Origin of the sequence: Stenotrophomonas sp. NPDC077420, from assembly GCF_044543385.1 — a bacterium.
Classification (GTDB): Bacteria; Pseudomonadota; Gammaproteobacteria; order Xanthomonadales; family Xanthomonadaceae; genus Stenotrophomonas.
The window spans coordinates 138889-152893 of record NZ_JBITVZ010000005.1; the positions used below are offsets into that span (position 1 = coordinate 138889).

Consider the following 14005-nt stretch of genomic DNA (forward strand, 5'->3'; position numbering starts at 1 on the left):
CCTACAGATGGTCGACATCGATCACCGCCTGCGCGAACGCCTGCGGACTTTCCTGCGGCAGGTTGTGGCCGATGCCACCGCTGACCAGCCGATACGCATATCTGCCGGTGAAGCGCTTGGCATAGCTTTCGGCGGTCGGGTGCGGTGCGCCGTTGGCATCGCCTTCCATGGTGATGGTCGGGACGCCGATGCTCGGCAACGCGGCCAGGCGCTGCTCCAGCGGCGCGTACTTCGCTTCGCCCTCGGCCAGTCCCAGTCGCCACCGGTAGTTGTGGATGGCGATGGCGACCTGGTCGGGGTTGTCCAGCGCGGCGGCGCTGCGTGCGAACGTGGCGTCGTCGAACTTCCATTGCGGCGAGGCGAGCTGCCAGATCAGGCGCGCGAAGTCGTGCCGGTTCCTGTCATAGCCGTCGCGGCCACGGTCGGTGGCGAAGTAGAACTGGTACCACCACTGCAGTTCGGCCTGGGGTGGCAGCGGCACGCTGCCCGCCGCCTGGCCGCTGATCAGGTAGCCGCTTACCGACACCAGCGAACGCACGCGCTCGGGCCACAGTGCGGCGACGATGTTGGCCGAACGCGCGCCCCAGTCGAAACCAGCAAGACCCGCTTGCCTGATACCCAGCGCGTCCATGAAATCGATCACGTCCTGCGCCAGCGCGGCAGGCTCGGCGTTGCGCGGCGTGTCGATGGACAGGAAGCGGGTGTCGCCGTAACCGCGCGCGTACGGGACCAGTACGCGGTAGCCCTTGGCGGCCAAAAGCGGCGCAACCGCATCATAGCTGTGGATGTCGTAAGGCCAGCCGTGCAGCAGGATCACGACCGGCCCTTTGGCAGGCCCAAGCTCTGCATAGGCAACGTCGAGCACACCGGCGCGCACATGCTTCAGCGTGCCCAACGTACTGGCCGAGGCCGCAGGCGCCGCAGTCGCCGTGGCGGGGCGGGCCGCCACGCCACCGGCCACGCCCAGGAACAGGCAGGCCAGCAGGGAAGTCGCCAACACGCCAGCGCGCGGGCGGCCCGTTTCTACAGGGAACGTCGTAATGGTCTTCATCATCGTCTCCAGGGGGAAGGCCGTGCAGGGATTACGGCTGGGTATCGCGCAGCGGGCGGAATGCGCTGCGCAGTTCTTCGGCAAACAGCTGCGGCTGTTCCCACGCGGCGAAGTGACCGCCTTTGCCCGCTTGGTGGAAGTAGTACAACGAGGGATACGCCTGCCGCGTCCAGCTTTCCGGCGCACGGTAGATCTCGCCGGGGAACACCGTCACCGCGACCGGGACGCGGATGCTGGCCGTCTGCTGCGCAGCGGCGCTGAAATTGTTGTTGTTGTTTTCCCAGTAGAACCGCGAGGAGGAGGCACCGGTGCGGGTCACCCAGTACAGGGTCAGGTCGTCGAGGATCGCATCGCGGCCCAGCACCGCTTCCGGACGGCCATTGCTGTCCGTCCACGCGGCGATCTTTTCGTACAGCCATGCAGCCATGCCGGCCGGCGAGTCGGTCAGTGCATACCCGACCGTCTGCGGACGGGTCACCATCATCGCGCCGTAGGCGGCATTCCGACCAAAGAAGGTACTCAGCTGCTCGTAGGCCACGCGCTCACTGGCGCCCAGTGATGTCGGCGCCGGGTGGCCGGCGTTGATGCCCTCCACCAGCTCGGCCGGGATCGTGGCCGGCATGTTGAGATGGATGCCAAGCAGGCCCTTCGGTGCCTGCCGCGCCAGCGCATCGGAGATGACCGAGCCGTGGTCGCCGCCCTGGGATACATAGTGGCTGTAGCCCAGCCGCTTCATCAGGACGTCCCAGGCGTTGGCCACCCGGTCCGGATTCCAACCGGTACCGGTGGGCTTGCCGGAGAACCCGTAACCGGGAATGGCGGGGATCACCACATCGAATGCATCTTCGGCCCGTCCGCCGTAGGCCACCGGGTCGGTCAGCGGCCCTATGGCATTGACGAACTCCAGCGGCGAGCCGGGCCAGCCGTGGGTGAGCACCAGCGGCATGGCATTGGGCTCACGCGAGCGCACATGGATGAACTGGATGTCCACGCCGTCGATGGTGGTGACGAACTGCGGCAGGGCGTTGAGGCGCTTCTCCACCTTGCGCCAGTCGTAGCCGCTTCCCCAGTAGCCGAGCAGGTCCTGCAGGGTCGCCAGCTGCACGCCCTGGGAGGTATCGGCCACGGTTTCCCGGTCGGGCCAGCGGGTCTGCGCGATGCGGCGGCGCAGCTCGACCAGCTCGCGCTCCGGCACGTGCACCCGATAGGGGCGCACACGGGTGTCGGCAAAATTCGGCGACTCCGGCGCGGCCGCCGCCGGTGCGGCGTGCGCGGCGACCAACGGACAGGCGACCGCTACGCCCAGTGCAACGACGAAGCGCAGGCAGGCGGTAGTGCGGCGTGTACAGGGGACTGTGGACGGCATGGCGGGGCTCCGCGCGACGGAAGCGTCGCAGTGAGCGCATATCAACAGGGCCCGGCCCGGCGCACACTTGAACGAAGGTATCGGTCGATACCTACGTATGAGGGCGGGCTGCGGCAGCGCCCGCGGCTGCGGGCCGACACCAAGGTATAGTGGGCAGACGCCACACCGGGGCGCACCCTTTACCGATGATGATCGTCGAGAGAACCCATGGTGGAGACAGCGCCCAGCGGCGGTTCGACAGACCCCACGATCGCGACCTTCCGCGCGCTGGCCGATGCCATGCCGGCCTCGGTACTGCTGATGACGCCCGAAGGCCAGGTGGAATATGCCAACCAGCAGGCGGTCGCGTTCCGTGGCGCCAGCCTGGACGAGCAGCGCGGATGGAAAACCGCGCAGTTGATCCATCCGGATGAGCTGCCCCGGGTCATCGCCGCATGGACGCACTGCGTGGCGACCGGCGACAACTTCGAGATGGAGTACCGGGTACGGCGCGCGGACGGCGTATACCGCTGGTTCCACGTACGCGGCCAACCGGTCAGGGACGCTGCAGGCCGCATCCAGCGCTGGTGCTTCCTGGACGTGGACATCGACGACCGCAAGCAGGGTGAGGCGATGCTGGCGCAGACCTTGGCCGAGCTGGCCGCGTCGAAGCAGCGCCTGCGCGCACTGATCGATACGGTGCCGGGTTTCGTCTGGCAGGCCGCGCCCGATGGCAGCGTGGAGTTCCTCAACCAGCGCTGGTTCGACTACACCGGCATGCAGCTGGAAGAGGCGCTTGGCAGCGGCTGGACATCACGCATCCATCCGGCCGACACCGCGCCGCTGGGTGCTTACTGGCATGCCCTGCTGGCATCGGGCCAGCCGGGCAGCTTCGAGGCCCGGCTGCGCGGCGCCGATGACCGCTACCGCTGGTTCCTGATCCGTGCCGTGCCACTACTGGACGACAACGGCCAGGTCCTGCGCTGGTACGGACAGAACACCGATATCGAAGACCGCAAGCAGGCCGAACTGTCACTGGCCCGGGTCCGCTCGGAGCTGGCGCACGTCGCCCGCGTGGCCAGCCTGGGGACGTTGACCGCTTCCATTGCGCACGAGGTCAACCAGCCGCTGGCCGGGATCATCACCAACGCCAACACGTGCATGCGCATGTTGAACGCAGAGCCGCCGAACGTGGACGGCGCCCGCGAAACCGTGCGTCGCACCCTGCGCGATGGCAACCGCGCATCGGACGTGGTCAATCGCCTGCGCGCCCTGTTTGCCAAGACCGACGCCGCCACCGAGCCGCTGGACATCAATCAGGCAGCGCGCGAAGTGGTCGCGCTGCTGTCGGCCGAACTGGACCGTGCCGGCGTGGCGGTGCAGCTCGAGCTTGCGCAGCCGCTGCCCTCGGTATGGGCCGACCGCGTGCAGGTGCAGCAGGTCATCCTCAACCTGCTGCTCAACGCCACCGAGGCCATGACCGGCCTGGGCGAGCGCCCGAAGCGGCTGCGCCTGGCCACGGCCGCCGACGCATCCGGCGGGGTCCTGCTGTCCGTGGCCGATTCCGGGCCCGGGGTGGAGCCGCAGGATGCGGAGCGGATTTTCCAGGCCTTCCACACCACCAAGCACAGCGGCATGGGCATCGGCCTCTCGGTGAGCCGTTCGATCATCGACAGCCATGGCGGCGCGCTGTGGGTGCAGGCCGCCGAGGGCGGCGGCGCGATGTTCGCGTTCACCCTGCCGCGCGGGGAGACGCGCCCATGACCGCGTCGCTGCTGGTAGCGGTGGTGGATGACGATGAATCGGTGCGTGAATCGCTGCCCGACCTGCTGCGTGAATTCGGCTTCGCCGTGGCCGCCTTCTCCTCGGCCGCCGACTTCCTGGCCTCGGCGGAGCTCGACAGGACCCGCTGCCTCATCCTCGACATCGCCATGCCGGGCATGAGCGGGCCCGAGCTGATGCAGGAGCTTCGCCGACGCCACCTCACGATGCCGCTGATCTTCATCACCGCGCATGGCTCGGCCAGCGAGCGCCGCCGCCTGCTCGCGCAGGGGGCGGTGGACTGCCTTGCAAAACCGTTCAGCGAAGCGGAGCTGCTGCGGGCGCTCAACGCCGCGCTGCCGCTGGTGTGAACCTCCGGAGACTGCCATGCCAGACACCCCCGCCCTTGTATTCGTGGTCGACGACGACGTCTCGGTGCGCGAGTCGCTGGAACTTCTGATCGCGCACGCCGGATGGCAGCCGGTGCTGTTCAGCTCGGCCACCGCGTTCCTCGCCGAGCCATTGCCGCAGGCACCTGCGTGCCTGGTGCTGGATGTGCACCTTCCCGATCTGAATGGACTGGAGCTGCAGCGGTCGATGGGCTCCCTTCGCCCGGAGCTGCCGATCATCTTCATTACCGGCTATGGCGACATCCCATTGACCGTGCGCGCCATGCGCGCTGGCGCGGTGGAGTTCCTGACCAAGCCATTCGATGACGCCGTGCTGCTGGACGCCATCGCCGAAGCGCTTGCGGCAAGCCGCGCCGCGCTGCAGGGACGGGAGCCGGTGCAGGCGCTGCTGGACGCGTACGCATCCCTGACGCCGCGCGAGCAGGAGGTGGTGCGGCTGGTGGTGCGCGGACACATGAACAAGCAGGTCGCGGCGGAGCTGGGGATCAGCGAAATCACGGTCAAGGCACACCGCGGCAAGGCGATGCGCAAGATGGGCGCGCGCTCGCTGCCGGAGCTGGTGAAGCAGGCGGCCGTGATCGGCCTGGGCACCGTCGAGCCGGCCTGAGCCGGCTCAGGAAGCGTCGCGCTCGCTGGCACGGCGCGCACGCACCCATTGGCGCACGTCCTGCGTACCGAAGCCTTCGCCCACCCAGGCGCTGCATGCGGCGAGCATTGCTGCCGCCGCGGCAGTGTCGCCCTGCTGGGCCGCCAGTTCGGACTGGTCCAGGACGATGCGCAGTTCCCAGGCCCGCGCTCCCTGGCGGCGGCTCAACGCAAATGCTTCATCGAGCAGCCGCGTGGCCTGCGCGGCGTCGCCCTGCAGGCGGTGCACGCCGGCCTGCAGACGCAGCAGTTCCGGCAGGGCGAAGGCGTCGCCACTGTGCAGGCAATGGGCAAGGGTGGTGGCCAGCAGGGACTGCGCCTGGCCGAGGCGACCGGCCAGTATCAGGCCCTCCGCCAACGCGATTTCGAACGAGGTGGTCAGCAGTTCGTAGCGCATGCCATGCAGCTGGTCCAGGCTCGACTGCAGCCATTCGATCGCCGGTTCGGGCTCGCCCGCGCGTATCGCCATGGCTGCGCGCAGGCCGGGCACCGCTGCCATGTAGGGCGCAAGCAGGTTGGCTTCGGCGATGCGCGTGAACGCCCCCAGGCTGCTGCCGGCCCGTTCCAGGTCGCCATTCCAGATGTGGATGCAGAGCGTCCATACCAGCGCGATGCAATGCGTGACCGGATGATCCAGCGCCTCGGCCTCGGCCTCTACACGCAGGGCCCACTGCCGGGCCTGGTCGGGGTAGCCCTGCAACCACAGCGTGCGCGCAAGTGCCAGGCCGGTGCGATTGCGGTGGTCGAAGCCGTAGTGCAGGGTCTGGCTGCGCCGCGAAGGGCCGCTGTTGCGCAATGCGTGCTCCAGCTCCTGCCGCGCCAGCGGAAGTTCGCCCAGCAGATGGTGCGACACGCCCGCCAGAGACGATGCCACGGCTACCGCTTCGGCCTCGCCGATGGCCTCTCCCACGGCAGCGGCACGCTCTGCCCAGGCCAGCGACGCCGCGAAATCCCCGATGCGTTCGTAGTAGATCTGCAGGCGGCCGAGCAGGGTCAGCTGCGCATCGTGGTCGCCCAGGTCTTCGGCCAGGACCATGGCGCGGCGCAACGCCTTGCCGACGGCGCCGCTGTTGCCCTGGGTGAACATCAGGACCAGGCCTAGTGCGGCCTGCAGTTCCATTTCGGTGCGGGTGCCGAAGTAGCCCAGTTCCAGCAGCTCCACGGCGCGGCTGCACCACACCCGGCATTCGTTGAGCAGCGAGGAATGCAGGAACACCGGCACGCTCGCCGCTGCCAGTGGCAGCGCCACGCCAGGGTCGCCGTCGGGGCCGAAGCTCCACTCAAGCGCGCTTCGCAGGTTGGCCAGCTGGCACGCGAAACGCGAGGTGCTGGCATAGACCGCATCGGGCGAGCGACCGAGCTTGCCGAGCAGCTCGAGGTAGTACCCCGCATGGCGGAACGCCAGCCGACGGCCTTCGTCGTCTCCGTGCGCCCCCAGTCTTTCCCTGGCATAGGCACGGGTCATTTCCAGCAGGCGGAAGGAGGCCAGATCGGACCTCTGCTCCACCGTGACCAGCCCTTTGGCCACCAGCTCGTCCAAGGTGGCGGCCACGGTCACCGCATCCATCCTCGCGTCGCTCGCCACCTCGCTGGCCGCATGCAGCGAAAACCTGCCAAGGAAGATCGCCAGCCGGTCGAACAGCAGCTTTTCCGTGCCGGAGAGCAGGCCATAGCTCCAGTCCAGGGTCGCGCGGAGCGTCTGCTGCCGCGGCAGTGCCGTGCGACGACCGGACCAGGCCAGCGCGAAGCGTTCGCCCAACAGCCCTTGGGTTGCCTGGATGCCATGCGTGGCCGCCGCACCGCCGCCAGTTCAATCGGCAGCGCCATGCCATCCAGACGCAGGCAGATGTCGGCGATCAAGCGCAGCTGTTCCGCTTCCAGCGGGGCCTGGCGATCGTCCAGCGAAGCGCGTTCGATGAACAGCCTGACGGCCGGGTACGCCATCAGCGCAGGTGCGGACAGTTGGGCATCCGCGGGCGGACATTCCAACGGCCCCAGCCAGTACAGCTGTTCGCCCCGCGCGCGCAGCGGCTCGCGGCTGGTGGCCAGCACGCACACGCCCGGCGCCGCCTCGCGCAGGCGTTCGACGATGGCGCAGACTGCTTCCACCAGATGCTCGCAGTTGTCGATGATCAGCAGCGCGCGTGCATCCTGCAGATGCGCCTGCAGCACGAATACCGGGTCGTCGGCCTGCACCGGCACGCCCCAGGCCGCTGCCAGCGCCGAGGCCACCAGCGTGGCGTCCTCGATCTGCGCCAGGTCGACGAAGCGCACCACGTCGTAGTCTGCCGCGTGTCCTACATCGACTGCCAAGCTGGTCTTGCCGACCCCGCCACTCCCCACGATGGTGACCAGGCGGGGTTCCTGCAGGCTGCCGAGCACCGCCTTCGCGTCGGCGCTGCGACCGATCAACGCAGGGCGCGTGGGCAGCGCCGCCAGCGCACTGCGCACGGGGGGCGGTGGCGCGGGGTCGCCTGCGCCGGGATCTGCGTCTCCAACTCCCGCCTGCACCCGCGCGACCGGCGCCACGAAGGCGTAGCCGACCCCCACCTGCGTGGCGATGTAGCGCCCGCCCGTGGCGCCGTCGTCGCCCAGGATGCGTCGCAGGTGGGTCATGTGGAAGCGCAGGCTGCCTTCCTCGACGATCGTGTCCGGCCACACCCGCTGCAGCAGCTCGCGCTTGGACAGGATCTGCCCCGGCCGCGACAGCAGTGCGACCAGCAGGTCCAATGCGCGACCACCAATGGCAACGGGCGTGCCCTGCCGTTCCAGCAGGCGCCGGCCCGGAAACACGCGAAAGGGACCGAAGCGGATCTCGGTCGCCAGCAGCGCGTGCGGATCGTCGATGGCGGGCTGCACGAGTGGGGCTCTCTCCAGCGTTTGGCCGCATCATAGGGGATCGGCCTGCCGGCGTGGCATCAGTCCAGCAGGAAGTCGACGCGGACGGTGCCGCGCATCGCCTTGCTGTAGGGACACGCTTCGCGCGCGGCATCGATCAACGCGCTGGCCAGCTCGGTCTCCACCCCGGGCAGGCTCACCACCAGCCGCGCGCGCAGGAAGAAGCCGCGCTCGGCGTGGACCAGGTCCACCTCGGTGCATACCGCGGCAGTCGCCGGGCAGGCCAGCCGGCGTGCGTTGCACGCGTGCCGCAGCGCGCCCAGGAAGCACGCCGACCAGCCGGCGGCCAGCAGCTGCTCCGGGTTGGTGCCGGCGCCCGGGGCACCCGGCGGTGTCAGCCGGATGTCCAGCCGGCCATCCGGGCTGCTGGCGTAGCCATCGCGGCCACCGGCAACGCGCGACGCGCCGGTGTGCAGCACCTTCTCAAGGTTGATCATCGCGCGCCACCTGCAACAACCACGCCCGGAACGGTTGCTGGTGGCCGAAGCTGTGGCGTTCGCGATAGATCCTCCACAGGGTTGCGCTGACCCGCGCCTCCAGCTCGCACGGGTCCCCCCGCCCGCCCTGCACTTGACCCTCGTGGAACGCGCGCACCAGCGGCGTCACCAGGGCATGCAGGCGGTCCAGCGCGCCCTTGTCGCGACGGCGGATCCTGGCCATCAGCGCGACCAGCTCGTCGTTGCTCGGTCGGTCTGCGTAGGACACGCCTGCGGGAGGGGGACGATGGGACATGCTGCATCACGCCTGGCGGAATGCACCCAGCCTGGACCGCGCGGACGAAGCGGTCCAGTTATCGGCTGTTAGATCGCGTTAGTTGCGGCGCGTGTGCCACATCGAAGCACTCCAGCAGCAGCTCGGTAAGCGCCCGTACCTTGAGCGACGGGTGCTGGCCCGGCGGCCGGATGACATGGATCCCGGCCGGCGGGGGGGGAAAGCGCGGCATGACTGCAACCAGCGCACCGGAATCCAGGTGCGGCTGGGTGATGCCATCGGGCAACCACGCGATGCCCAGGCCCGAGAGCGCGGCCGCAAGCAGCGCGGTGCTGTTGTCGGCCTTGAAGCGCCCGCGGGGGTGCACCGTGACCACCCGCCCGCCATCCAGAAACTGCCACGGTTCGGTGCCCTGCATCAGCGCTTCGTGGGCAGTCAGCTCCGCGGGTGCGTCGGGTGATCCGTGCACCTCCACATAGCGGGGGCTTGCCACGAGCCTGCCATAAAGCGGACCCACGCAACGCGCGACCAGGTTGGAGTCCTGCAGGTACCCCACGCGCACCGCGCAGTCGAATCCTTCGGCAACCATGTCGACGAAGCGATCGCTGTAGGCAGCATGGACGTGGAGCTGGGGATGGCGACGCGCCAACTCGGCGAACACCGGCGCGAAGTGGGTGGGGCCGAAGGTCAGCGGTGCGGCAATGCGCAGTCGGCCGCGCAGATCGCCGTCGGGCAGGATGGCTTCGCGGGCCGCGTCCATTTCCGCGCAGGCGCGCGCGGCGTGCTCACGGAACGTGGCTCCCGCGTCGGTGAGTGCCGCCCCGCGGGTGGTGCGCGCCAGCAGCTGCACGCCCAGCTCCGCTTCGAGCCGGCCGAGGCGCCGGCTGACGATGGACTTGGCCACGCCCAACCGGCGCGCCGCCGGCGATACCCCGCCGGCGTCGGCCACTTCGACGAAGGTGCGCAGATCTTCGATGTCCACCCTGCCTCCCTGATTGGCATGACAGCCTGACACAGCGAACGCCCATTCGGCGTTCCTGTTTCTGCGACACAGCTTGGCACGGCGCGCTGCTACCGCCGCGCGGGCGGCGGTGACAAGGTCTGCTCTCGCTCCACTCCATTCCCACACAGGATGCATCCATGTCCTTCCGCAACGGCCTCGACTCGCTGCTTCGCCCCGAAGATTCCGTCCTCGTGCTCATCGACCACCAGCCCTACCAGCTGGCCAACCTCAACAGCCACGACCCGCATGCGGTGGTGAACAGCGCCACCGCCCTGGCCAAGACCGCGAAGGCTTACGGCGTCCCCACCGTCCTGACCAGCGTCATCGCCGAGCGCGGCGGGCTGATCTTCCCGCACATCACCGACGTGTTCCCGGGCCAGCCGGTCATCGACCGCACCCTGATCAATACCTGGCAGGACCCGGCAGTGGTGGATGCGGTGAAGGCCACGGGCCGCACGCAGCTGATCATCGCCGGCCTGTGGACGGAGATCTGCGTGGCGATGCCGGTCATCCAGGCGCTCGGCGAGGGCTGGGACGTCACCGTCATTACCGATGCCTGCGGCGCAGTGTCGGTAGAGGCGCACCAGGTCGCCATCCAGCGCATGATCGCCGCCGGCGCCAACGTGATGACCTGGATGGCCCTGGCCGGCGAATGGCAGCGCGACTGGGCGCGGCTGGACCACGTGGCGGAAGTGACCGAGGTGTTCAAGCAGCATGCCGCCGGCAGCGGCATTGCCTACCTGTGGGAGCAGCAGCTGCTCAACACGCCGGTGGCCCCCAGCGCCGGGTGATAAGCTCCGGCGCGACCCCTGCCCCGGCCCCGTCGTCCACCGCATGCCCCTGCTGTCTTCGTTCCGCGGCCACGCCCTGCGTGCGCTGCTGCTGGTTGTGCTTTCCGCCCTCGCTCCGCCGGGGCGTGCGCAACAGCATCCGCCGGCCGCCACCGGGTTCACCGGCTATCACCACACCGCGTGGCGGGCCGGCCAGGGCGCCCCGGGGGATATCTGGGACATCCAGCAGGATGCCACCGGCACGCTGTGGCTGGCGACAGGGTCCGGGCTGTACAGCTTCGATGGGCATCGGTTCGTACGTCAGCAGGCGAGCGGCGGTGGTGCGCAGCCCTCGCTGAACCTGGTGACCCTGCTGGGCGACAGGCGCGGGGGCCTGTGGCTGGGGTATTACCACGCCGGCATCGGCCATCTGGACAGCGACGGCACGTTGCGCTCTTACCAGCGCAAGGACGGGGTGCCGCCCGGCGTGGTGCCGGGGTTCGCCTACGACAGCAGCGGCGTGCTCTGGGCCGCCGTTGACCAGGGCCTGCGCCGCTTCACGGGCACGCGCTGGGAGAAACCGCCGGCATCCATGGGGCTGCCCGAGCGTCACGCGCACTGGCTGCTCAACGACTCGCACGGCCGGTTCTGGGCGCTGGTCGGACAGCATGTCTGGTTCCGTCCCAAGGGCGGCGCTGCGTTCGTCCCCACCGGCATCGAGGTGTCCTTGATGGCGACGCTGGCCGAGAGCCCGTCGGGCGAGATCTGGCTGGCCGACCGCCGCCGGGGTGCCGCGCCCATCGCCGATGCCAACGGCCTGCTCCCGGCCGCCGAACGGCAGGCCCGCCTGCTTCCGGATGTGCTGGCCAGCCGCCTGCATTTCACCGCCGACGGTGTCATGTGGGCGCCCATGCGCGGCGGGGGCGGGATCCTGCGGGTGGTGTTCGATGGCAAGCGCGCCGAACGCATGGAGCGCTTCGATGTTCCACAGGGCCTGACCTCCACCTCGGCCGTGCCGGTCTTCGAGGACCGCGAGGGCAATCTGTGGGTCGGTACCAACCTCGGCCTCAATCGTTTCCGGGCGCAGAGCGTGCGTACCCTCACTGAAGGGCCCAACGACCCTTACCGGATCCTGGCGAGGAACGCGGACGGCGCACTCTTCGGCTATGGCGAAGACATGCTGCCGTACGACCTCGACCGCCGCAGTCTTGGCCTGGATCGGGCTGGATTGCAGCGCGCGGCACTGAAGAATACCCGCCCGCTGTGGCAGTTCGAATGGACCAGCCTGGCCCGGCGCAGGGGCGCGGCGCTGGAGGCAGTGCAGTTCCCCGGTACCGCACGCGGACTGCAACCCCAGGCCCTGCACTTCCCGGGTGCCGACGAGGCGTGGGCCTGCGCTGGCGAAAACCGCGTCCTGCATTACCTGCGCGGCACGTGGACGGAAGACGCGCGGATCACCCTGCCCGGTTGCACCGTCATCGCACCCGACGGCGCGCATGGCCTGGTGTTCGGCTATGCCAGCGGCGAACTGGTGCTGCGCGACGGCACCGGGGTGCACCCCATCGGCTCTGCCCGCGGCCTGGACACAGGACCGGTCACCGCCGTGCTTTCCCGCCGGAACCTGCTGCTGGTTGCCGGTGAAACGGGCTTCAGCATCAGCAGCAACGGTGGGCCGTTCCGCGCGGTAACCGCCGACATCCCCGGCGTGCTGGAAGGTATCACCGGGATCGTCATCGACCCGGACCAGCAGCTCTGGTTGAACGGCGGGCGGGGTCTGGTGCGCCTGGATCTGGCGGCCGCGATCGCGAGCGCGCGCACCGGCACGCCGGTTTCACCGCGGCTGTTCGACGACGTTGATGGCATGCCCGGCATCGCACTGCAGAGTGGTCCGATTCCCACCGCGCAGCTCTCGGCGGATGGCGTGCTGTGGCTTGCGACCAACCAGGGCCTGGCCTGGCTGGACACGACCCGCCTCCACCGCTCCCGCACCGCGCCCCGCGCCCGTATCGGCGATGTGCACTACGGCGACGGGAGCATGCCGCTCCGCGAGGGCACCGCGATCCCGGCGGGTATCACCCAGCTGCAGATCGACTTCGTCGCGCAATCGCTGGCCCGCCCGGAACGCAACCGCTACCGGTACCGGTTGTCGGGGGTGGATGCCGGCTGGCGCGATGCGGGCAGCACCACCACGGCTTACTACACCAACCTTGGCCCGGGCAGTTACACGTTCGAGGTGGTGGCGGCCAGCGAAGACGGCGTATGGGGAACCACCCCGACCACGCGCGCGTTCCGGATCGAGCCGTTGCTGACCCAGGCGTTCTGGTTCCGGGGCCTGCTGGTGATCCTGCTGGTGGTCCTGGTGGCTGCGGCCGCGCGCGTGCGGGGCCGGCACATCACCGCCCTGGTCAAGGCGCGGTACGAAGAGCGACTCGAGGAACGGGAACGCATTGCCCGCGATCTGCACGACACCCTGCTGCAGGGTGGCCAGGGCCTGTTGCTGCGCCTGCACGCGATCAGTGCCATGCCAACCCTGCCCGGCGAAGCGCAGGCGCGCCTGGAGTCGGCCATGCAGGCGGCCGAGGACAACCTGCGGGAAGGGCGCGAGCGCGTGTCCTCGCTGCGCGGCGACGCCGGGAACGGCGGCGATCTCGCCGCAGCACTGACCGCTGTCTACAACGAAGACGCGAACCCTGCAGGCATGCGTCTGCGCTTGACGGTCAAAGGCGAGGCGCCGGATCTCCGGCACCCCGCCGCTGAGGAGATCTTCCTCATCGGGCGCGAAGCGATCCGGAACGCGCTGGCGCATTCGGACGCGACCGACATCGAGGTCGAGCTGAACTTCGGCCGCCGCTTCCGCCTGCACGTGCGCGACAACGGCCGTGGCATGGCCGACGATGCCGCGCGGGAAGGCCACTGGGGCCTGCAGGGCATGCACGAACGTGCCGCGCGCATCGGGGGCACCCTGCGGATCCTGTCCCGGCCGGCGCGGGGGACCGACGTGGCCCTGTCGGTACCCGGCGGTCGTCTCTACACACCTTTGCCATCCGGGAGGTGGGTACCCAGGCTCAGGTTACGCAGGCGCGGGCCGGTATAGGCGCGGGTCCTCCCCATCGCCGGCTGCAGGCAGCATGCCATCGCTGACGAAGCGTTCGGCCATCTGCCGCCCGGGTGTCGGCCCTGCTTGCGTTGCTGAAGGAAACGTTTCCGGAAGGCGGTCCGGAGGAACTGGCTGCCTACGCCGCGCGCAGGACGTGAGCGTCCAGCATCGGCAGCGGTGGATCCCGCGCGCGACCGCAGCGGTCGCTTCCGACCCGTTCAGTTGCACCGTCCGGGCGTGAGCCTGCCGCCCCAAGGCCTCCACGATATTTCAAACGAGCGCTTGAAACACGCGTAACTTCGCCGAACTGGACA

Annotated in this window: 12 protein-coding genes; 5 read left to right on the forward strand and 7 right to left on the reverse strand. The window is 69.3% G+C overall.

The features are described from left to right. Position 1: 1 nt before the first annotated feature. Together ACIGII_RS07165 and ACIGII_RS07170 are read right to left on the reverse strand one after the other, a co-directional pair. The gene (locus ACIGII_RS07165; RefSeq protein ID WP_399636109.1) at positions 2-1051 is read right to left on the reverse strand and encodes an alpha/beta fold hydrolase; all 1050 of its coding nucleotides are present in this window, start codon (positions 1049-1051) and stop codon (positions 2-4) included. Between the two features lie 31 nt (positions 1052-1082). Then, positions 1083-2417, reverse strand: coding sequence for an epoxide hydrolase family protein (locus ACIGII_RS07170; protein ID WP_399636111.1), 1335 nt, complete (start codon positions 2415-2417; stop codon positions 1083-1085). Between the two features lie 207 nt (positions 2418-2624). Between ACIGII_RS07170 and ACIGII_RS07175 the strand changes: the two genes are divergently transcribed. From ACIGII_RS07175 to ACIGII_RS07185, 3 genes are read left to right on the forward strand one after another with little or no spacing between them, the layout of a single operon-like run. Next, positions 2625-4160, forward strand: coding sequence for a PAS domain-containing protein (locus ACIGII_RS07175; protein WP_399636113.1), 1536 nt, complete (start codon positions 2625-2627; stop codon positions 4158-4160). Beyond that, on the forward strand, positions 4157-4528 hold the full coding sequence (locus ACIGII_RS07180) for a response regulator (RefSeq protein ID WP_399636115.1): 372 nt from the start codon (positions 4157-4159) through the stop codon (positions 4526-4528). The genes ACIGII_RS07175 and ACIGII_RS07180 overlap by 4 nt, the downstream gene beginning before the upstream one ends. Before the next feature lie 16 nt (positions 4529-4544). Continuing rightward, the gene (locus tag ACIGII_RS07185; protein WP_399636118.1) at positions 4545-5174 is read left to right on the forward strand and encodes a response regulator transcription factor; all 630 of its coding nucleotides are present in this window, start codon (positions 4545-4547) and stop codon (positions 5172-5174) included. Positions 5175-5180: 6 nt separating this feature from the next. Here the strand turns inward: ACIGII_RS07185 and ACIGII_RS07190 are convergent, their stop codons facing one another. The 5 genes from ACIGII_RS07190 to ACIGII_RS07210 are packed head-to-tail and all read right to left on the reverse strand — an operon-like array spanning position 5181 to position 9803. Then, complete coding sequence (locus ACIGII_RS07190) at positions 5181-6779, reverse strand: hypothetical protein (RefSeq protein WP_399636368.1); 1599 nt, start codon at positions 6777-6779, stop codon at positions 5181-5183. After that, positions 6767-8071 carry an ATP-binding protein gene (locus ACIGII_RS07195; RefSeq protein ID WP_399636120.1) on the reverse strand — a complete coding sequence of 435 codons (1305 nt, stop codon included), beginning with the start codon at positions 8069-8071 and terminating at the stop codon, positions 6767-6769. The genes ACIGII_RS07190 and ACIGII_RS07195 overlap by 13 nt, the downstream gene beginning before the upstream one ends. 59 nt (positions 8072-8130) lie before the next feature. Then, positions 8131-8547: an Ohr family peroxiredoxin gene (locus ACIGII_RS07200; protein ID WP_399636123.1), complete on the reverse strand. Its 417-nt coding sequence runs from the start codon at positions 8545-8547 to the stop codon at positions 8131-8133. After that, positions 8534-8842: a hypothetical protein gene (locus tag ACIGII_RS07205; protein ID WP_399636126.1), complete on the reverse strand. Its 309-nt coding sequence runs from the start codon at positions 8840-8842 to the stop codon at positions 8534-8536. Before ACIGII_RS07205 ends, ACIGII_RS07200 begins: the two co-directional genes overlap by 14 nt. A 58-nt stretch (positions 8843-8900) precedes the next feature. Beyond that, complete coding sequence (locus ACIGII_RS07210; RefSeq protein ID WP_399636129.1) at positions 8901-9803, reverse strand: LysR family transcriptional regulator; 903 nt, start codon at positions 9801-9803, stop codon at positions 8901-8903. A 158-nt stretch (positions 9804-9961) separates the two neighbouring features. On the opposite strand from ACIGII_RS07210, the gene ACIGII_RS07215 reads away from it, so the two are divergent. Together ACIGII_RS07215 and ACIGII_RS07220 are read left to right on the forward strand one after the other, a co-directional pair. Next, positions 9962-10615 (forward strand): isochorismatase family protein, encoded by a 654-nt coding sequence (locus ACIGII_RS07215; RefSeq protein ID WP_399636131.1) that lies wholly within the window; start codon positions 9962-9964, stop codon positions 10613-10615. Positions 10616-10658: 43 nt separating this feature from the next. Then, the gene (locus tag ACIGII_RS07220; protein ID WP_399636134.1) at positions 10659-13688 is read left to right on the forward strand and encodes a triple tyrosine motif-containing protein; all 3030 of its coding nucleotides are present in this window, start codon (positions 10659-10661) and stop codon (positions 13686-13688) included. Positions 13689-14005 lie beyond the last annotated feature (317 nt).

Excerpts from the sequence above, each read along its gene's own strand:
- ACIGII_RS07165 (WP_399636109.1), bottom strand. The coding sequence starts at position 1,051 with ATGAAGACCATTACGACGTTCCCTGTAGAAACGGGCCGCCCGCGCGCT.
- ACIGII_RS07170 (WP_399636111.1), bottom strand. The coding sequence starts at position 2,417 with ATGCCGTCCACAGTCCCCTGTACACGCCGCACTACCGCCTGCCTGCGC.
- ACIGII_RS07175 (WP_399636113.1), top strand. The coding sequence starts at position 2,625 with ATGGTGGAGACAGCGCCCAGCGGCGGTTCGACAGACCCCACGATCGCG.
- ACIGII_RS07180 (WP_399636115.1), top strand. The coding sequence starts at position 4,157 with ATGACCGCGTCGCTGCTGGTAGCGGTGGTGGATGACGATGAATCGGTG.
- ACIGII_RS07185 (WP_399636118.1), top strand. The coding sequence starts at position 4,545 with ATGCCAGACACCCCCGCCCTTGTATTCGTGGTCGACGACGACGTCTCG.
- ACIGII_RS07190 (WP_399636368.1), bottom strand. The coding sequence starts at position 6,779 with ATGGATGCGGTGACCGTGGCCGCCACCTTGGACGAGCTGGTGGCCAAA.
- ACIGII_RS07200 (WP_399636123.1), bottom strand. The coding sequence starts at position 8,547 with ATGATCAACCTTGAGAAGGTGCTGCACACCGGCGCGTCGCGCGTTGCC.
- ACIGII_RS07205 (WP_399636126.1), bottom strand. The coding sequence starts at position 8,842 with ATGTCCCATCGTCCCCCTCCCGCAGGCGTGTCCTACGCAGACCGACCG.
- ACIGII_RS07215 (WP_399636131.1), top strand. The coding sequence starts at position 9,962 with ATGTCCTTCCGCAACGGCCTCGACTCGCTGCTTCGCCCCGAAGATTCC.
- ACIGII_RS07220 (WP_399636134.1), top strand. The coding sequence starts at position 10,659 with ATGCCCCTGCTGTCTTCGTTCCGCGGCCACGCCCTGCGTGCGCTGCTG.